The following is a 19,240-nucleotide window of genomic DNA, read 5'->3' on the forward strand; positions in this document are numbered from 1 at the left end:
GGAGCGGGCCAATGCCATATTGGTTCAAGGGCTGGTTCGCAGCGTTGCGCGGATTGGTTCGCCGTGAAGCGAACCAATTTTCTACGCTGCGATTTGGGTGTGCGATGTTGAGGCGCGTTGCATCGTTAGTGGGCGCTGCTGGTGCTGCTGCCTTCGAGTCAACAGCGTTGGGGGGCTTCTGCAGGTCTCAAGCGCGCAAAATTGTGTCCGTCAACTATCAGATCTGGGAGTATCTGCTCACTTTCAGCTTAGGTACTATTTTTTTCTTGGGGTAATGCGTTACTGGAGAGTTGTAGTTTAATCGATCAATTCAAAAGTGCTCTTGAATCGGGTACTGATGAAAGGCGCAAGTTGTCATCAGTAACTAAATCTAACGATGCTTCGGCAGAAATCTGGAGAACGATCATGGCAGTCATTACGAAGATTTACCCAGGTGTTATTTATCACCGGCCTGGCGAGAAAATTGTCATTGAGGGTAGGGAGTTTACGAATGTCAGCCGAGTTTTTCTGTTGGACATGAATTCGAAGGAGGTACCGGCTGCAAGTTTTGTAGTGGATAATTCGAGTCAGATTACGATGACAACCTCTTATACACCTACTGGGCGTTATTATGTAATGGTCGAGGGTAATGGCGAACTGGCTTCGATACCGCAGGTAGCAAGCACTGACCCTGACGGAGATACCGCACCAAACGGGACTGGTGGGAGCACACTGGTATGGCGTGACGGCGACGAAAATAAACTTACCGTGGTGGCTTATCAAGGGGAGGGGAGATATACAGTTATAAGGCCGGATGGCACACATCGAGGCTAGTCAAGCTCGCATGCGCCTTTGATTTAGGCAGGCCATAATGGGCATGGTGCTTTTATAGGCGTAGGGGCTGAAGACAATTTCGGCCCTTATCCATCGCCTTATCCATAGCTCTACTCCGGTACCGGCGTAGGCAACGGGCTTTGCCGGTCCCAAGCTTGCAGGTTAGCCATCACCAGATCGGACATCGCCCGGCGGGTATCAAGGGTGGCGCTGGCCATGTGCGGGGTCAGTAATACATTCTCCAGCCCGAGCAAACCTGGGTGCGGGCGCGGCTCGTCCTCGTAGACATCCAGTGCCGCCCCCGCCAGCCGACCCTCGGCTAGCGCCTGTGCCAGCGCTTGCTCATCGACCACGCTGCCGCGCCCGACATTGATCAGATAGCCCTGCGGCCCCAGCGCCTGCAGCACCTGCTCATCCACCAGGTGATAACTGCCGGCGCCGCCGCCCACCGCCACCACGAGAAAATCCACCGCAGCGGCGAGCTCGACCACCGAGGCGTAATAGCTGTGTTCGACCGCTTGCGGATGACGCCCGGTGTAGGCGATCGACATGTCGAACGCCTGGGCCCGGCGGGCGATAGCCTTGCCAATGCGACCGAGGCCGATGATGCCCAGGCGCGCGCCGCTGACTTTGCGACTGAACGCGAAAGGCCCGTCGGCCCAGGCGCCGGAGCGCGTGAACTGATCGGCCACTCGCGTGTTGCGGGCGATGCCGAGCAGCAGCGCCATGGCGAAGTCGGCCACGTCATCGGTCAATACATCAGGGGTATGAGTGACCTGAATGCCACGCTCTCGGGCCGCCACGACGTCGACACCGTCATAGCCCACGCCCAGCACGGCGATGATTTCCAGTGCCGGCAATTGCTCCAGCAGTTGCCGGGTGACGGTGGATTCGCCATTGGCGACCAGCGCGCGGATATCGGCGGTCGCCGCGCTCACGCCGGTACCATCCTGATGGGCCTCGACGATTTCGTACGTCCCGTGCAGGGCTTCATCGAGCATGGGCGGCAGTTTGGCGATCTTAAGGACTCTTGGCTTCATCGAAACCTCGCGAAGGGTTGACGGGTAAAGGAGGTGCCGCACGGCGGGGACGGCCCAGATACAGCCCCAGCACGCCGCCTGCCAGCAGCGCTGCGGACACCAGCAGCAGGGCGTAGTCGTAACTCTGGGTGACGTCCTTGATCAGGCCCATGACCGGCGGCAGGCCGAGGCCGGCGATATTGGCAATGGAGTTGATCAGCGCAATCGAGGCCGCCGCCGCAGCGCCGGAAAGGTACTCGGTGGTGGTCGCCCAGAACACCGGCGTCGCCGCCCAGTTCAAACCGACGGCGACCACCAGCAACCCGTAGGCCAGCCATGGGTTGCTGGTCGCCACCGCCAACGCCAGCAGCACGCCGGCCAGCACCAGCGGCAGGCACAGGTGCCAACCACGCTCACGCTTGCGGTCCGAGTGGGTGCCGTTGAGGTACATGAACACGCAAGCGAACAGAAAGGGCACTGCCGACAGCACGCTGACGGTGAAGGATTCCTGCCCTGACACCGACTTGACGATCAAGGGCAGGAACAGCGTGATGCCGATGGTGCCGAACGCCTGCAGCAACCAGAACAGACTCAGCAACCACACCTGGCGGCTGCGAAAGGCCGTCTGCCAGGCGGCATGGTGGGAGATCGGCGTCTTGGCCTGCTCGCTGGCAATGGTGCGGCTCAGCCAGTCCTTTTGCTCGGGCTGCAGCCAGTGGGTGCTTTGCGGGGTATCTGGCAGATAGCGCAGTACCACGATCCCCAGCACCACCGCCGGCAGGCCTTCCATCAGAAACAGCCAGCGCCAGCCGCTGACCCCGAAGTAACCATCCAGATGCAGAAATGCGCCCGACAGCGGCAGGCCGATCACCGAGGCCAGCGCCGCACCGATGTAGAAGAACGACATGGCCTTGGCTCGATCGCTGCGCGGATACCACTGAGACAGGTAGTAGATGATCCCCGGCGTGAACCCCGCCTCGGCGGCGCCCAGCAGCAAGCGCATGCCATACAGCTGGTTGGCGCTCTGCACCAGGCTCATGCCCGCGGCGACGATGCCCCAGGTGATCATGATGCGTGCAATCCAACGGCGCGCACCGACCTTGGTCAGGATCACGCTGCTGGGCACTTCCAGGAGGATATAGGTGAGGAAGAACAGACCGACACCCAAGCCGTACATCTGCGCGGTCAGGCCCAGCTCCGCGTTCATCTGCAAGGCGGCGACGGAAATGTTCGATTTGTCGATGTAGGCGACCATGTACAGCAGCATCAGGAAGGGGATCAACTTGAGGTTGAGGCGCTTCATGGTACTGGCGTGCAGGCCCGAATCCAGGGATGGCTGGTGCATGTGGCCTCTCTATTGTTGTTATGAGAGCAAGCGACGGGTATATGAGCCCTACCATAGACGAGATTGGGGGTTAGCTCAATATATGATTTGCTGTCCCATATATAGGGATATGGCAATTCGACTGCGCAGGGGGGCATCCGGCACAAAGCTGCGGGGTCACTGTGTGGCCACGGGCGGAGCATACTTTTGCATGATCCGCTCCAGCGCTCCCGTATGACGCAATCGATCCAGCGCGCGAGACCAGGCGGCGACCACCTTGTCGTCGCAGTCCAGGCTGAAGGCGATGTACAGCGCGGAGTGGAACAGCTCGACCGGCACCTGACGCAAGGTGCCCGGTGCGATGTTCAATTGGCGGCTGTGGTAAGCGACCCCGGCAGCGGTGTCGCCGACGATCAGATCGGTACGCTTGGCCATCAGCATGCGGTACAGCTGCTGGTTGCCGCTGGCGCTTCTGTCGAGGTTGGTGAAGCCCTGTGCCGTAAGGGTTTCGGGAATCAGGCCGGCCTGGCGGGTGGTGATCTGTGGCGCGCGCCGCAGTTGTTCCAGGTTATCGATCGGCTGCGGCGCATTCGCCAGCTGATAGGGGTAGATGGACTCTTCGACGATCGGCCCGACCCACTTGTACAGGTGCTCGCGTTCCGGGGTGCGAAATAGCGAATACATGATCGTCTTCGGCCGGTTGTTCAAGGTATAGGTGCTGCGCATGCTGGGCAGCAGGATCATCTCGAAGTGATCGCCGGTCAACGCCATGATGGCTCGGACGATCTCGGTGGTCATGCCGGTGAGCTGGTTGTTCTCCTCATAGTTGTATGGCGCCCAGGCTTCGGTCACGACTTGATAGTCGTCGGCCCTGACCGGCGGGCCAGAGATGCCGAGCAACAGGCAGAACAGCGCTAGGGTGGGTATCGACTGTTTCACGTGGCCTGCCTGGTGGGCTGAGCGGTGTCGAGGACTGGAAGGGATTCCAACGGCAATCTGAGTATAGGTACAGACGTTGCCAGGCACATGAAATCCGCAGTCTTCGCGTCGGCGTCCACGCGGGCAGCGACATGATCCATTCCACAGTGGCAGGGGCGGGCAGGACAGCGGCACTTCGCCGGCCGCTGTCCTTCAGGGTCAAGGCATGCCCAGCCACTTGGGCAGCGCCAGCGAGATGATCGGCACGTAGGTGATCAGGATCAGGAACATCAGCAGGATCGACAGCCACGGCAGCGCCGCGCGGATGGTCTGCCCCAGCGTCAGCCCGGTCACCGCCGAGGTCACGAACAGGTTCAGGCCCACCGGCGGATGCACCAGGCCGATCTCCATGTTCACCACCATGACGATGCCCAGGTGGATCGGATCGATGCCCAGTTTCGTGGCGATCGGGAAGAAGATCGGCGCCAGAATCAGGATGATCGCCGACGGCTCCATGAAACTGCCGGCCACCAGCAAGACGATGTTGACCATGATCAGGAAGCCGATTGGCGTCAGCCCCTCGGACACCACCCAGTTGGTGATCTGCTGGGGAATCTGTTCGGTGGTCAGCACGTGAGCGAACAGCATCGCATTGGCGATGATGAACAGCAGCATGATGGTCAGCCGGCCAGACTCGAGCAGCACCTTGGGGCAGTCCCTGAAGCTCATGTCCTTGTACACGAACAGCGCGATAAAGGCCGAGTACACCGCTGCCACCGCCGCGGCTTCGGTGGGCGTGAACATGCCGCTGTAGATGCCGCCGAGGATGATCACCAGCAACAGCAGGCCCCAGAATGCCCGGCGCGCCGTGGCCAGCCATTCGCGCAGGCTCACCCGCGGTTGGGCCGGCAGCTTCTTGATGCGGGCGACGATGTAGATCACCACCATCAGCACCACGCCCAGCAGGATGCCCGGTACCACCCCGGCCATGAACAGCTTGCCCACCGAAGTTTCAGTGGCGGCCGAATACACCACCATCACGATCGACGGCGGAATCAGGATGCCCAGGGTGCCGGCGTTGCAGATGATGCCCGCGCCGAATTCCTTGGGGTAGCCGGAGCGCACCATGCCGGCGACCGCGATCGAACCGACCGCCGCCACGGTAGCCGGTGAAGAGCCGGACAACGCCGCGAACAGCATGCACGCCAGCACCGCCGCGATGGCCAGGCCGCCGCGGATATGGCCGACGCAGGCGTTGGCGAAGTCGATCAGACGCTTGGCCACGCCACCGGTGGTCATGAACGCGCCGGACAGCAGGAAGAAGGGGATGGCCAGGAAGGTGTAGCTGTCGGACGTCTCGAACAGCTTGATCGCCAGCGAGCTCAGGGAGTCGTGGCTGAACAGCAGGATCGACACCGCGCCCGACAGGCCCAGCGAGATGGCAATCGGCACCCCCAGGAACATGAACACGAAGAGCAGCAGGAACAGGCAGATCACCGTCATCAGTGTTGCTCCTCGCTCGGATTGGCCAGCTTGGTCGCTTCGGCGGCTTCGTCCGCCAGGCCCAGGCCGGTCTGGCGATGGGTGTAGAGGCGATAGAAGATTTCCAGGTAGCGGGCGATGATCAGGGCAAAGCCGAACGGCACGATAGCGGCGATGTAGCCGACCTTGACGCCGTAGCGGTCCAGGTCTTCAGCACCGACCCCGGCCACCAGTAGCGCCGAAACCCATTTGTAGCTTGCCGCCAGGAACAATCCTGCGTAGGCCATGCAGCAGGCGCAGGCGAGCATCGACAGCAGCCGCTGCACCGGCTTGCTGGTTTTTTTCACCAATACGTCGACGCCAAGATGGCCGGCGGTGCGCACGCCGTAGCTGATGCCGAAGAAGATCAGCCAGCCGAACAACGCCTTGGTCAGGGCCACGCTCCAGGTCATCTGTTGGGCGTAGGTCATCAGGTGATCGCCGACGCCGGCGAGCAGGTCGCTGGCGAACGGCAGTTTGTCGCTGAGGGTGTAGAACAGTGTGTAGAGGTTGTTGAGCGCCACGTAGGTGAAGGTCACCAGGGTCATGGCGGCCAGCAGGAAGGCGATCATGCCTTCCTCGAAGCGCTCCCAGAAGTGTCTGAGTGATTGCATCGGTATTCTCCGAACAGGGCATGCGCGGCGCCGCTGAGGGCGCGCAAACAGGGGCTGAGAAGGCACGACTTTAGGGCCCTTTCGCGGGCAAGCCTCGCTCCCACAGTGCAGGCAGTTCCAGAGCCGTACACCTGTGGGATCAGGGCTTTCGCGGGCAAGCCTCGCTCCCACAGTGCAGGCAGTTCCAGAGGCGTACACCTGTGGGATCAGGGCTTTCGCGGGCAAGCCTCGCTCCCACAGTGCAAACAGTTCCAGAGGCGTACACCTGTGGGAGCGAGGCTTGCCCGCGAAGAGGCCCGACCTTACGGCGCCTTGTTCGAGTCATCCGCAGCCTTGATCAGATCGGCGCCAATTTCATCGGAGAACTTGTCCCACACCGGGCGCATCGCCTCACGCCATTGCTGGCGTTGCTCGGCGGTGAGCGGGTCGATTTCGCTGGTCTTGGCGTCGATGATCTTTTGCCTGGCGGTGTTGTTCAGGGCTTCAGCCTGCTTGTTCACCTCGACGGTCACCTGATCCATGATCTTTTGCAGTTCGGTGCGGACATCGTCCGGCAGACCGTTCCAGAACTTGGCATTGGTGATGACCATGTAATCGATCAAGCCATGGTTGGTTTCGGTGAAATAGGGCTGTACTTCGTTGACCTTCTGGCTCTCGTAATTGGACCAGGTGTTCTCGGTGCCATTCACGGTGCCGGTCTGCAGGCCTTGATAGACCTCGGCGAAACTCATCTTGCGCGGATTGGCGTGGATGGCGATGAATTGCGCTTCGAGCACGCTGGAGGCCTGGACGCGGAATTTCAGGCCACGGGCGTCCTTGGGCAGGATGACTTTCTTGTTGGCCGACAGCTGCTTGAGGCCGTTGTGCCAATAGGCCAGGCCGTGGATGCCCTTGTCGTCCATCGAGGTCAGCAGCGCCTTGCCCTGCGGGCCTTGTTGAAAGCGGTCGACCGCGGCCAGGTCATCGAAGAGGAAGGGCAGATCGTAAATCTGCAGTTGCTTGGTGTATTGCTCGAACTTGGCCAGTGACGGCGCGAGGATCTGTACATCGCCCAGCAGCAAGGCCTCCATTTCCTTGCCATCGCCGAACAGCGAGGAGTTGGGGTACACCTCGATCCTGACCTTGTCCTTGAGCTGCGGGTCGGCGGCCACCAGCTTCTGGAACATCAGCGCGCCTTGGCCTTTGGGGGTGTTATCGGCGACCACATGGGCGAACTTGATGACGATGGGGTCGGCTGCCTGAGCGAGGCCCGCCATGGACACTGCGGCGGCGCAGAACAGCGCCTTGGTCAACTTCAGCATGAAATGCTCCTTTTTTATTGTTGTATGAGAGGTCTCTATGGGCCTCTGTCTCCAACCGGACCGCGATCGGCATCAGCCTAAGATGGGTCAATCCATCGCGTGCTGAGAATCAGCTTTTCGATAACCCAGCGTTCGCTTGAGCCGAACGCTGGTGCTGAAGCATAGCTGTTGATTCGCGCATAGTCGGATACGTTGCGCAGCCAGCATGTTTTTGCGCGGTCGGTGGAATCGCTGGAGGCGCTGCTAGGAGCGTTGCGGGTTGAGGGTTGATGCTGCTGCGCTGGAGCGCTGCCCAGCTGTTTCAACCGTCAGCCCTGGCACTGTTGCTATTAGCGTTTATTCAAATACACCGCCATCTCGGCCTCAGGCACCATCCCGCCTCCCGTCGCCCAGATCAAATGGGTCGCGCCCGTGGGGATGCCGGCCGGCAAGCCCAACCGCAGCCCGTACCCTTGGCGCTCCTGGAGCACCCGCGCGAAGCCCGGCGCTCCGGCCAGGGACGAGGGCTCCAGGCGCAGGCCTTCGGTGCGGTCGAGCAGTTGCAGCAGGCTGAACAGTTCGGCATCGGTGACCGTGTAGAAGCCATCGAGCATGCGCTGCATCGAGCGACCGACGAACCCCGAAGGTCGGCCCACCGCCAGGCCATCGGCGGCAGTGTAGTTGGAAATGCCGAAATCCTGCACCGCCAGGTCGTCGTGCAGGCCGGTGTACACTCCCATCAGCATGCACGGTGACTCGGTGGGCTCGGCGAAGATGCAGTGCACATGGTCGCCGAAGGCCAATTTCAGGCCGAAGGCGATGCCGCCAGGGCCGCCGCCCACACCGCAGGGCAGGTAGACGAACAAGGGGTGCTGAGCGTCGACCCGAATCTGCTGCTCGGCAAACTGCGCCTTCAGGCGCTCGCCGGCCACCGCGTAGCCAAGGAACAGCGTCTGCGAATTCTCGTCGTCGATGAAGTGGCAGGACGGGTCGGCCTGCGCCTGCTCTCGGCCTTGCTCGACGGCCTGGCCGTAGTCGCCGGCGTACTCGACCACGGTCACGCCGTGGGCGCGCAGTTTGTCCTTCTTCCACTGCCGGGCGTCGGCCGACATGTGCACCGTGGTGGCAAAGCCCAGGCGTGCGCCGGCGATGCCGATCGACATGCCAAGGTTGCCGGTGCTGCCGACCGCGATCTTGTGAGCGCGAAAAAGCGCCTGGCAGGGCGCTTCGGCCAGGCGTCGGTAGTCGTCTTGTTCGCTTAGCAGGCCGTGGCGAATGGCGAGTTGCTCGGCGTGGAACAGCACCTCATAGATGCCGCCGCGGGCTTTCACCGAGCCGGAGATAGGCAGGTGGCTGTCTTTCTTGAGCAGCAGGCGCACCGGCCCTTCGACGGCGTAGCGTTGACAAAGAGCGCGGGCGAAAGCCGGCACGCCGACCAGCTCCGATTCGATGATGCCCTGGCTGGCGGCAACTTCCGGGAAGGCCTGGGCCAGGAATGGCGCAAAGCGCTGCAGGCGCTCGCTGGCCTGGCGCACGTCGGCGGCGGTCAAGGCGATATCGCTGAGCGCGTCGGCGAGGGGGGCGATCTGCGGGTTGAACCAACTGACTTCTTCACCGGCCAGCAGTGGCTTGAACAGGGGGAATTCGGTGGTCCAGTCGGCGAGGCTTTTGCCATATACGGATGTGATCACAGCAGGGTCTCCAACGGCGGCGCACGGAGGCGCCGCTGGCTCAACGGGGTCAAACGGCCGGGCGGCCATCGGTGGCGGTGGCGTACTGGTCCGGGGCCAGCGGCGGATGGGTCACGGGCGTCCACAGGTCCACTTCGCTGCGGGCCAGGGCGGCCATGTCCGGGCGCGGGCGACGCAAGTCCTCGGTGGTTTGGCAATGGGCTTCGAGCGCCCGCGCCGCCATCAGCAACTCCAGGTCGCCGCGGAATCTGCCGATCACCTGCATGCCGAATGGCATGTCGAGGTGATCGACGCCCATGGGCATCGATAGCGCCGGGTTGGTGGCCAGGGTGACCACGTAGGTCAGCGCCAGCCAGCGGTAGTAGTTCTCCAGCGCCACGCCGTTCACGCTCTCGAGGTACGGCTGCTCCCAGGGGAAGGCCGACACCGGCGTGGTGGGCGAGAGAATCAGATCGTACCGGCTGAACAACTGCTGGAAGCGGCGGAAGATGCGGGTCTGCTCGGCGTTGGCCCACACGCAGTCCTTGAGTGACATGCGCGCGCCCATCTCGTAGTTGGCGCGGGGGTTGGGGCCGAGGGAGTCCGGGTCTTGCTCATAGGCGGCCTGCAGGCTGCCGACGAAGGCTTCGGCGCGGACCACGTCGAAGCAGCGGTGGGCGTGCTGCATGTCCACTTCGACCTCTTCGCAACTGGCGAACAGGCCCTTGAGGCTGGCGATCTTAGCGCGGAACACACGGCGGATATCGTCGTCGACGTCGCACACGCCGAAGTCTTCGGTGTAGCCCACGCGCAGGCGTGACAGGTCGACGCTGCCTTGCATGGCAGCGGGCATGCTGAAGTCATAGCTCAGCGGATCGTTCGGTGCGAGGCCGGCGGTGGCAGCCAGTTGCAGCCAGGTGTCGGCGACGTCGCGGCCCATGGGGCCGACCACCGAGATCGGAGTCCAGCCCAGCAGCTTGCGCTCGCTCGGCACCAGGCCCGGTGAGGTGCGCAGGCCGACGATGCCGCATTTGGCTGCAGGGATGCGCAGCGAGCCACCGGTGTCGGAGCCGCTGCACAGCGGCACCATGTTGGCGGCCAGCGCGGCGGCGGCGCCACCGGACGAGCCGCCGGCGTTCAGGCGCGGGTTGAACGGGTTGCCGGTGGCGCCCCACACCGGGTTGCGGGTGTTGGCGCCGGCACCCATTTCCGGCACGTTGGTCTTGCCGACCACGATCGCGCCGGCGGCGCGCAGGCGGCGTACCAACTGGTTGTCCTGGGCGGGCAGGTTGGCGCGGAACAGCGGCGAGCCGTAGGTGGTCAGCAGGCCTTGGGTTTCTTCCAGGTCCTTGATGCCGATCGGCAGGCCGCTGAGCAGCCCGCGCGGTTCGCCGCGGGCGATTGCCCGTTCAGTGGCGCGGGCTTCGTCGCGGGCGCGGTCGAAGGCGGTGGCGCAGAAGGCATTGATCTTCGGGTTGTAGGCTTCGATACGGGCGATGCAGGCCTCCAGCACTTCGACCGGCGACACCTGGCGCGAGTCGATCAGGGCCTTGAGTTCCACCGCGCCTTTGTCGGCCAATTCGTTCAGGGTGTGCATGGGGTCGATCCTGCGCAAATAAAACAAGAGAGTAAAAACACCGCCCGGCCGCCACAACCAACTTAATTCGAAGGCTGCCATGCTGTTTGCAGAAGGCTCACGCGGCGCACTGGAGCACATGCTTGAGGTGCTCGATAAAGCTTTCCATGGGCACCGAAAGTTGCCGCCGCGCCAAGGTCTGAATCTCGATGGAACGCGCGCCGTCGGCGATCTCCGGCACGTCCAGGGCCTTGAGTTGCTGACGCTTGAGGCGGTGGCGCACGAACAATTCGCCGGTGAAGGTCACCGCGCTGCCCGACATGGCGAACTGCACCAGGGTTTCCAGGCTGTCGGTGTCCATGATGCTTTTGTAGATCAGGCCTTCGCGGCTGCAATAGATGTCCAGCAGTTGGCGCAGGGTGGTGTTGGGGCCAGGCAGCGCCAAGGGATAGCTGACGATGTCCTTGAGCGACACATCCGTTTGCGCCGCCAGCGGATGGCTGGGCGCGACCAGTGCCAGTACCGGCGCCGGCTGGCTGTAGGCAACGTGAATGCCCTTGGCGGCGCCAAGGCTGAAGCACAGGCCGATGTCCACTTGGCCTTCGCGTACCAGGCGCGTCACTTCCTGGGCCGAGGCCACCTGAATCTGATAGCTGCTCTGTTGCCCCGCCAGGCGAAACTGGGCGATGGCGTCGGGCAGGAAGTGCGGCGCGAAGCCTTCGGTGCAGGCAATCTTGATCAGCGATTCCGATTGCTGGCGCAGCGCCTTGATCTCGTTGCTCACCAACTCGGCGTCCAGCAGGGTACGGCGTGCATAGCCGGCCAGCAGCTCGCCGGCACTGGTCAGGCTGACGCCCCGCGACTGGCGCTCGAACAACGGCGCATCCAGTTCACTTTCCAGGCGGCTGATTTGCCGACTGATGGCCGACGGCACGACGTGCAGGCGCAGGGCCGCTTCGCTGATGGAACCGCTGTTGACCACCTGCAGAAAGTAGCGGACGGCAGTCTCGCTGAGGATACGGGCGCTCATGGGGAACTGATTCTCTGGGGTGGGGAGGCGACATTTTAGCCCAGGCTCCTCACAAAACGCGGCTTGCAGCGGCAAGGCCATGGTTCAGGCCTCGTGAGCGTTGGCCAGCTGCACTTCGCGGATCTTCTGCGCGCTGATGCTGGTACTCACCAGCGCTGCTACCACCACGGCACCGAGCAGGAACAGAAAGGCCGAGTTGTAGCTGCCGGTGTATTGCACCAGAAAGCCGATGACCATGGGCGACACGAAGCCTGCCAGTTGCCCGCCGAAGTTGACCATGCCGATGCCGGTGCCCACCAACCGTTGCGAGAGGATCTTGGTGGGCAGGGCGAACGCGGTGGCGAACACGAACGATTTGAAGAAGTAGGCCACGGTCTGGAACACCATCACCTGGGTCGTGGTGTGCGCCTGGTACATGCCGTACACGAACACCCCGGTGAGCACGCAGCTGCCCATCATCAGGAACTTTTCCTTGCCGTCGAAGAAGCGCGTCATCAGCCAGCCACCCATGGCGGTGGCGATACTGGCCGAAATGAACGGCAGCAGCACCAGCATGCCGACGGTCTTGAGGTCCAGGCCGCGCACGGTCAGCAGGTACATCGGCATCCAGGCGTCCAGGCCTTTGTTGAGCAGGCTCAGGCAGAACCACACCACCACGATCTTCCAGATCAGCGGCATGCGCAGCAGCGCCTTGACGCTGACCTTGCTGGCGGCCTTGGGCAAGGTGGCTTCATCGAGCACGGCGACACTGCGGCGCACGGTGAGGGCATAGAACACCGCGAAGACGATGCCCGCCAGGCCAATGGCGAGGAACACGTCGCGCCAGCCGAGCCATAGAATCAGTGGGGCGATGATCAGCGGTGCGACGAAGCTGCCGGTGTAGTTGGACGAGATCATCAGCCCGGCCATTTTCGGCCGTTGTTCGCGAGGGTAGATTTCCGCCACGCCCTTCATCGCCGACGACGGATAGCCGCCTTCGCCCAGGCCGAACAGGAAGCGGATCACCAGTAGCGCGCTCAGCGACCAGGCCAGCCCGGTGAGCACGGTGAACAGCGACCAGAGGCCGATCGAGACCACCACCACGCGCTTGCTGCCGAACTTGTCGGCCAGCCAGCCACCGGGAATCTGCATCGCGGCATAGCCTAGGTAGAAGGCGCTGAGCACCACGCCCAGTTGCGCCGGGCCGACGTTGAAGTCCTTGCCGATATGCGCCAGAGCCAGGGAAATGGCCGCGCGGTCGACGTAGGAAATCATGTAGCCCAGGTACAGAAGCACGAATACAAACAGGGGGTTATGCAGGAATCTGGTGACCTTCATGGCGGCTGCCCTGGCGAATAAATGGCTGGAATACGGGCCATGGTGGGCAGCATCGAAGGGGGCAACAAGTGATAAAAAGAGAGTGCAGGTGTGTCCAATAATCACAGCACTTGCATGGTGCGCGAGCACTGTTGAGGGGCGCCCGCAGACGGCAAAAATCGGTAGAGATGCGTTGACTTGGTGCGTGCGCAGCGGGTTTTTCAGGCTCTTGCGGCAATCGGCGCCGGGCATATTTTTTTTCCGAAACGGACGAAAGCGCCGGCCATTGCCACCGAGAGTGGATTTTTCGTCAATATGAACAATGCTATAGGCACGAACCTGAAAGGAAACGCTCATGCTCTGCCGGCTTCTGCCCCTCATCGCTGCACTGCTCACCCTGGTATTCACGCCCGTCATGGCGGCCGACTCGGATTCGGTACTGGCCAAGGACAGAGGCCAATATCGTCCTTTGATCGTGATCGCGCGCAGTTCCTCGGATCCCTCCCTGCAGGCGCTGCAGAGGGATCTGGCCGACCCGGCCCTTCATAAAGGCTTTCAAGACCGCAAGATGGTGCTCTACACCGTCATCGGCACCCTGGGCCAGCGCGATGGCAAGAACCTCGAAACCCAGACCACCATGGGCATGATCCGTGAGCTCAATCCCGGCGTGAGCGACGCCATGAGGTTCATCCTGGTGGGCCTGGATGGCGAGAAGAAGATCGTCGACAAGGGCGATGTCGATCTGAAGAAGATCTTTGCCACCATCGATGCCATGCCCATGGCCGAGAAGGAGGCTGCGGCGCCGGTGCCGGCGCAGGCCCCTGCCAAGCCCGCGGGCAAAGCCGCCAAGGGCACCAAGCCGGGCAAGGCGGCACCGGCCGATGAGGCGCCGCCGGCCGGACTCGACGACTGAGTCGCCCGGCCGCGGTTTCAGCCCGGCTCGACAGCGCGCCTGAGGGTGATGCGGGTCAGTTCCGAAGGCACGCCCAGGCGTATGGCGAAACCAGGCCACAGGGCCGTGCCGTTGTTGACGTAGAGCCGCATGCCGTCGACGTCGTAGAAACCGGACACGAAACCCTCGTTGGCGCGGGCGATGATCAGGTCGAGCGGGCGGATCATGCCGCCATGGGTATGGCCGGACAGCTGCAACGCGACCCCTTGCCGGGCGGCCTGCCGCGCATTGCGCGGCTGGTGGTCGAGCAGGATGATCGGCGCATCGACGGGCGCCCCGGCCAGCGCCTGCTTCAAGTCGGGCCCGGGCAGGCCGACACGCGGCGCGCTCAGGTCGGTGACCCCAGCCAGCGTCAGGTGCGCGCCGTCACGCTCGATCAGCGCGTGGCTGTTGGCCAGGCGCTTCATCCCCAGCGAGACGAAATACTGCATCCACTCTTCGTTGTCGAAGAAGTACTCGTGGTTGCCCGGAATCACGTACACGCCATCGGGCGCATGCAGGTCGCGCAACGGCTCCACATCCTTGATGCGCGCGCTGAGCGGGCCGTCGATCAAGTCGCCGGTGATCACGATCAGGTTCACTCCCAGCGCATTCGAGCGGTCCACCACCGCGCGCGCCCATGGCTCGTTGAACAGCCGGGTGATGTGCATGTCGGTCAGTTGCAGCAGCGTATAGCCGTCGAATTGCGCTGGCAGGTTCTTGATGGCCACCTCGATATCCTTCACCGGCGGCACGCGCGTCGCTTGCTGCACGCCGATTGCCGCCAGCACCAGCGCTGCGGTCCCCACGGCATATCGCAGAGGGGCGGGGATGGTCAGCCATTGCTGGCGCGCCAGCATCGTCACCAGGGTGGCCAGGTCGATGACCAGTTGCAGCACCGCGATCAACAAGATCGCGCCAAATGCCCAGTTGAAGAACATCAGCACCGCGCGGGGAAACTCCGGCGAGAACACGCTGCCCGACGAGAACCGCGCATACAGGTGATATTGCGAGGCGAGCAGCAGCACCAGCGCAGCGGCCAACCTGGCGGGCAGCGGCCAGGGCATGGGCCAGATGAAGCGAACGATCACATACAGACATGGCGTGCTGAACATAGCGTGAAACATCAGGTGACTCCTGTGACCATGGTGGTTCTACCCGCCCGCGTCGCGAAACGGCGCTGAAAGTGTTGTGCCAGAGAGGTTGAGATCAATAGCCGCAACGATACGTTCATACCAGATCAGATTTTGCCTTGCTCGTTGTTGCCCCACTTCAGCCGCGCGCCGCCAACCCGCGCTGCACCCGCCGCACCAGAAACGCGGCAACCACCGTGGTAGCGACCAGGCAATAACCCACCACGTCGAAGTGCTGCAGCTTGCCGTCTGCGCCGATCATCACAATGTGCCCGGCCAACAGCGAGGCGAACCCGCCCGACAGCTGCTGGATGGCCGCACTCACGGCGTTGAACGCGCCGCGGTGGGAAGGTTGCGGGACGCCGGCGACCATCGCCTGAAAGGGAATCAGCCGAGAGAAGATCCCCACGAACAGCACGGCGTTGACCACAATGACCCAGAGCAACGGCACGTTGGACAGGTGGGTGTAGATCGTGACCATGACGATGGTCAAGGTGCTGCCGATATAGAACACCGGCAACTTGCCGAAGGCATCGCTGGCGCGGCCGATCAGCGGGCCGGTGACGATGGTGCACAGCCCGGTCAGCAGGTACACGGTCGGCAGGCTGGCGATGTCGATGCCCAGGTTGTTGACCGTGTAGGCACTGCTGAAGGGCATCAGCATATAGCCGCCGGTGGTCAGCAGCGCGGTGGCGGCGAACGCAGCCCAGTGCTGCGGGGTTGCCAGGGTGTTGAACAGATGCCGAAAGGCGCTGTGTTCCTGCGGCGCTTTAAGGTGATCGGCCACGGGGCGCATCACCAGCACAATCACCACGCCCCCGGCTGCGCCCATGGCCGCCAGCAGCAGGAACGGCGCATGCCAGCCCCAGTGATTGGCCAGGTACAGACCCACCGGCAAGCCGAGCACCTGGCTGGCGGCGAAGGCGGTCTGGATCACCCCCATGACCCGGCCGCGCGATTGCGGGGCGAACAGATCGGCGGCGATGGCCAGTACGATCGAGCCGATCACGCCGGCGAAGATGCCGGTGACCACCCGTGCCAGCAGCAAGGTCTCGAAACTGTTGGCCAGGCCGCACCAGAGGGTGCCGACGACGAATCCGCCGTAGAAGAACAACAGCAGTTTCTTGCGATCGAAGCGGTCGGCAAAGCCTGCGGTGATCAAGCCGCTGAACGCAGCGGCGAACGCATAGGTGCTGACCACCAGGCTGAACTGACTGGCCGACATGCTCAGCGCCGGCATGATCATCGCGCCCAGTGGCGCCATGAGCATGAAGTCGATGATGACCGCGAATTGCAGGGTGGCTAGCAGGCCGACAACGAACTTCTGATAGCGGCTGAAGGGCATCAAAGCGGGGACGTCGGAGGTCATCGATGGGCTCGGGCAGGTGTGGGCAAGCGGCCAATCATGGGGTAAAAGCGCCCGACAAAGAACCCTCGGCAGCGAATTAGGGTCATGCGGCTATGGAGCCCTCGGGCGCCAGGCACCTCTTCAAGCGCGGAGGTCGCGGGCGTTCTTTTTTTGCAGGATCATCGAGGCTTCGTTGAAGGCCTGCTGGAAGACGTCGCTGCTGATCCAGGCCACCGCGGCGTCTTCTTCGTCATCGTGGAAGATCTCGCGATAGACGATCAGCAGCCCCATCATGAAGTCGGTCGCCGGGTCTTGCGCTTCTTCGGCAACCACCAGTTCCAGCACCGGGTACTGCAGGAACACCAGACACATGGCCAACAGGCTGATGCCTTCGCCGACTTTCATCGCCTGGAACAGGTCGTCGAAATGCGCCGGGTCAAAACCGTGCTCTTCGATGTCCTTGAAGTCGAAGGTGGAGAGGTCGATTTCAACGTCATCGAAGGGTTCGTTGATCAGCGGGTTGGCCAGCACCGGGTGTACGACATTGGTCTTGGGCTTGCCGGCGCGGTTCTGCTTGGCCTTGGCTTTGGCCCGCTGGGCGCGTTTTTGCTGTTTGTCTGGAGAGGCCATGCTGGCGAGTTCCTTGTCCGGGGCAACCGTGTTCAGGATGCGGAATAATCAGGCGCGTATTGTAGGCAGTCTGGCGCAGTTCGTCGGCACAAGCGGGCATTTTTCTTTGCTGATGGTCTGACTTCAGTCGCCATCAGTCAGCGTCCGCAACAGCGCAACGCCTTGCTGGGTTGATGGCTTTGTCCCCCATAAATCCCTCAGAGCGCCGGTTAAATGGCAGAATTGCGCTCATTTGATCGTGACGGAGACCTCCATGCTTGGCGCATTTGAACGACGGCTCGACCCCTTTCCGCCCGACGAGGTGCCACCGCCACCCAATGGCCTGGCGCGGTTCCTGTGGGCCTGCTCGCGGGGCGCCCGGGGCTATATCCTGGCCCTTGCGCTGCTCAGCGCCGCAGTGTCCATCTATGAAGCCTGGCTGTTTTCCTTCCTCGGTCAGGTCGTGGACCTGCTCTCGACCTGGCAGGCCGGTGGCGATGCGGCGGGGCGGGAAAGCCATGTGTTGTGGGGCATGGGCATCGTCATGGTGGCCAGCGTCGGGCTGGTGGCCTTGCGCACCATGGTGCAGCACCAGATATTGGCGATCAACCTGCCGTTGCGGCTGCGCTGGGACTTCCATCGCTTGATGCTGCGCCAGAGCCTGTCGTTCTTTTCCGATGAATTCTCCGGCCGGGTCACTACCAAGGTGATGCAGACCGCGCTGGCCGTGCGCGACATCCTGTTCACCCTGATCGAAATCATCCCCGGCATCGGCGTGTATTTCGTGGCGATCATCGCCCTGGCCGGTGGCTTCGCGCTCAAGTTGATGCTGCCGTTCGTTGCCTGGATCGTCCTGTTCGCGCTGGCCATGCGTTACTTCGTGCCGCGTCTGGGCAAGGTCGGGCAGGAGCAGGCGAATGCGCGGTCGTCGATGACCGGGCGTATCTCGGACGCCTACACCAACATCACCACCGTGAAGCTGTTCTCCCACTCCAATCGCGAAGCGCACTTCGCCCGGGCGGCGATGGAGGATTTCAAGCAAACCGGTTTTCGCCAGATGCGTCTGGTCAGTCAGTTCGAGATCGTCAATCAGGCCCTGGTCGTCGCCTTGCTCATGGCCGCGGGTGGCTATGCCCTGTGGCTCTGGCACCTGGGGGATATCGGCACCGGTGCCGTGGCTGCGATCACCGCCATGGCGCTGCGGATCAATGGCATGTCGCACTGGATCATGTGGCAGATGACCTCGCTGTTCGAGAACATCGGCACGGTGCAGGACGGCATGGAGACCTTGACCCGGGGCGCCAAGGTGCAGGATGCGCCGCACGCAAGCACGCTGGTGACCCGCGGCGGGGCGGTCAGCTTCGACAACGTGAGCTTCAACTACAACGGCGAGCGCCAGGTGCTCGAGGGCATGAGCCTGAGCATCCGCGCCGGTGAGAAGATCGGCCTGGTCGGCCGCTCTGGCGCGGGCAAGTCCACGCTCATCAACCTGCTGCTGCGTTTCTATGATGTCGACAGCGGAACCATCCGCATCGACGGGCAGGACATCGCCCAGGTGACTCAGGACAGCCTGCGCAGCGCTATCGGCATGGTCACTCAGGATACCTCGCTGCTGCACCGCTCCATTCGCGACAACATCGCCTATGGCCGCCCCGATGCCACCGACGCGCAGATCCGCAGCGCCGCGGCCAATGCCCAGGCCGATGGTTTCATCAGCCAGTTGAGCGACCGCCAGGGCCACACCGGCTACGACACCCTGGTGGGCGAGCGCGGCATCAAGCTGTCGGGCGGCCAGCGCCAGCGCGTCGCGATTGCTCGGGTGATGCTCAAGAACGCGCCGATCCTGCTGCTTGACGAGGCCACCAGCGCGCTGGATTCGGAAGTCGAGGTGGCGATCCAGGAAAGCCTCGATGAAATGATGCAGGGCAAGACGGTGATCGCCATCGCCCATCGACTGTCGACCATCGCGGCCATGGACCGGCTCGTGGTCATGGACGACGGACGTATCATCGAACAGGGCACCCACGCCGAACTGCTCGGCAAGAACGGCATCTACGCGCGGCTCTGGCAGCACCAGAGCGGCGGGTTTCTGGGAGAGGACCAGGGCGTGGTCGAGGCCATGGATCGGGAGTAGGGGGGCTTTGATCGCCGGTCAGCC

At 62.8% G+C, this 19,240-nt stretch carries 17 protein-coding genes; 4 read left to right on the forward strand and 13 right to left on the reverse strand.

The genetic code is table 11. The features are described 5' to 3' along the window. Positions 1-405: 405 nt before the first annotated feature. A complete protein-coding gene (locus tag AC3WJP_RS05225; RefSeq protein ID WP_493720167.1) occupies positions 406-813 on the forward strand; it encodes an IPT/TIG domain-containing protein in 408 nt (135 codons plus the stop codon). 110 nt (positions 814-923) lie between these two features. On the opposite strand, the gene AC3WJP_RS05230 is transcribed toward AC3WJP_RS05225, so the two are convergent. From AC3WJP_RS05230 to AC3WJP_RS05275, 10 genes are all read right to left on the reverse strand, one after another. Next, on the reverse strand, positions 924-1,853 hold the full coding sequence (locus AC3WJP_RS05230; protein WP_493720168.1) for a 2-hydroxyacid dehydrogenase: 930 nt from the start codon (positions 1,851-1,853) through the stop codon (positions 924-926). Further along, the gene (locus AC3WJP_RS05235) at positions 1,834-3,177 is read right to left on the reverse strand and encodes an MFS transporter (protein WP_493720169.1); all 1,344 of its coding nucleotides are present in this window, start codon (positions 3,175-3,177) and stop codon (positions 1,834-1,836) included. Before AC3WJP_RS05235 ends, AC3WJP_RS05230 begins: the two co-directional genes overlap by 20 nt. A 156-nt stretch (positions 3,178-3,333) precedes the next feature. After that, positions 3,334-4,095 (reverse strand): substrate-binding periplasmic protein, encoded by a 762-nt coding sequence (locus AC3WJP_RS05240; protein WP_493720170.1) that lies wholly within the window; start codon positions 4,093-4,095, stop codon positions 3,334-3,336. 198 nt (positions 4,096-4,293) lie between these two features. Next, entirely contained in the window at positions 4,294-5,577 is a 1,284-nt protein-coding gene (dctM, locus tag AC3WJP_RS05245) for a C4-dicarboxylate TRAP transporter large permease protein DctM (protein ID WP_493720171.1), read from the reverse strand. Continuing rightward, entirely contained in the window at positions 5,577-6,209 is a 633-nt protein-coding gene (locus AC3WJP_RS05250; RefSeq protein WP_493720172.1) for a TRAP transporter small permease, read from the reverse strand. The genes dctM and AC3WJP_RS05250 overlap by 1 nt, the downstream gene beginning before the upstream one ends. Before the next feature lie 302 nt (positions 6,210-6,511). Further along, positions 6,512-7,510 carry a TRAP transporter substrate-binding protein gene (locus AC3WJP_RS05255; protein WP_493720173.1) on the reverse strand — a complete coding sequence of 333 codons (999 nt, stop codon included), beginning with the start codon at positions 7,508-7,510 and terminating at the stop codon, positions 6,512-6,514. A gap of 329 nt (positions 7,511-7,839) precedes the next feature. Beyond that, positions 7,840-9,177: a D-serine ammonia-lyase gene (gene dsdA / locus AC3WJP_RS05260; RefSeq protein ID WP_493720347.1), complete on the reverse strand. Its 1,338-nt coding sequence runs from the start codon at positions 9,175-9,177 to the stop codon at positions 7,840-7,842. 52 nt (positions 9,178-9,229) lie between these two features. After that, positions 9,230-10,756 carry an amidase gene (locus AC3WJP_RS05265; protein WP_493720174.1) on the reverse strand — a complete coding sequence of 509 codons (1,527 nt, stop codon included), beginning with the start codon at positions 10,754-10,756 and terminating at the stop codon, positions 9,230-9,232. A 97-nt stretch (positions 10,757-10,853) separates the two neighbouring features. Further along, entirely contained in the window at positions 10,854-11,765 is a 912-nt protein-coding gene (locus tag AC3WJP_RS05270) for a LysR family transcriptional regulator (protein ID WP_493720175.1), read from the reverse strand. A gap of 84 nt (positions 11,766-11,849) precedes the next feature. Further along, complete coding sequence (locus AC3WJP_RS05275; RefSeq protein WP_493720176.1) at positions 11,850-13,082, reverse strand: MFS transporter; 1,233 nt, start codon at positions 13,080-13,082, stop codon at positions 11,850-11,852. 334 nt (positions 13,083-13,416) lie between these two features. Between AC3WJP_RS05275 and AC3WJP_RS05280 the strand changes: the two genes are divergently transcribed. After that, a complete protein-coding gene (locus AC3WJP_RS05280) occupies positions 13,417-13,974 on the forward strand; it encodes a DUF4174 domain-containing protein (protein ID WP_493720177.1) in 558 nt (185 codons plus the stop codon). 17 nt (positions 13,975-13,991) lie between these two features. Here AC3WJP_RS05280 and AC3WJP_RS05285 read toward each other — a convergent pair whose 3' ends face one another. From AC3WJP_RS05285 to AC3WJP_RS05295, 3 genes are all read right to left on the reverse strand, one after another. Continuing rightward, the gene (locus AC3WJP_RS05285; RefSeq protein ID WP_493720178.1) at positions 13,992-15,119 is read right to left on the reverse strand and encodes a metallophosphoesterase; all 1,128 of its coding nucleotides are present in this window, start codon (positions 15,117-15,119) and stop codon (positions 13,992-13,994) included. 145 nt (positions 15,120-15,264) lie between these two features. Next, positions 15,265-16,494: an MFS transporter gene (locus AC3WJP_RS05290; RefSeq protein ID WP_493720179.1), complete on the reverse strand. Its 1,230-nt coding sequence runs from the start codon at positions 16,492-16,494 to the stop codon at positions 15,265-15,267. Positions 16,495-16,614: 120 nt separating this feature from the next. Beyond that, positions 16,615-17,103, reverse strand: coding sequence for a hypothetical protein (locus AC3WJP_RS05295; RefSeq protein ID WP_493720180.1), 489 nt, complete (start codon positions 17,101-17,103; stop codon positions 16,615-16,617). On the opposite strand from AC3WJP_RS05295, the gene AC3WJP_RS05300 reads away from it, so the two are divergent. Further along, entirely contained in the window at positions 17,102-17,224 is a 123-nt protein-coding gene (locus AC3WJP_RS05300; RefSeq protein ID WP_493720181.1) for a hypothetical protein, read from the forward strand. The genes AC3WJP_RS05295 and AC3WJP_RS05300 overlap by 2 nt on opposite strands. Before the next feature lie 132 nt (positions 17,225-17,356). Beyond that, a complete protein-coding gene (locus AC3WJP_RS05305; RefSeq protein WP_493720182.1) occupies positions 17,357-19,216 on the forward strand; it encodes an ABC transporter ATP-binding protein in 1,860 nt (619 codons plus the stop codon). Positions 19,217-19,240: the final 24 nt, after the last annotated feature.

Source organism: Pseudomonas sp. GW821-FHT01A09, from assembly GCF_058986725.1.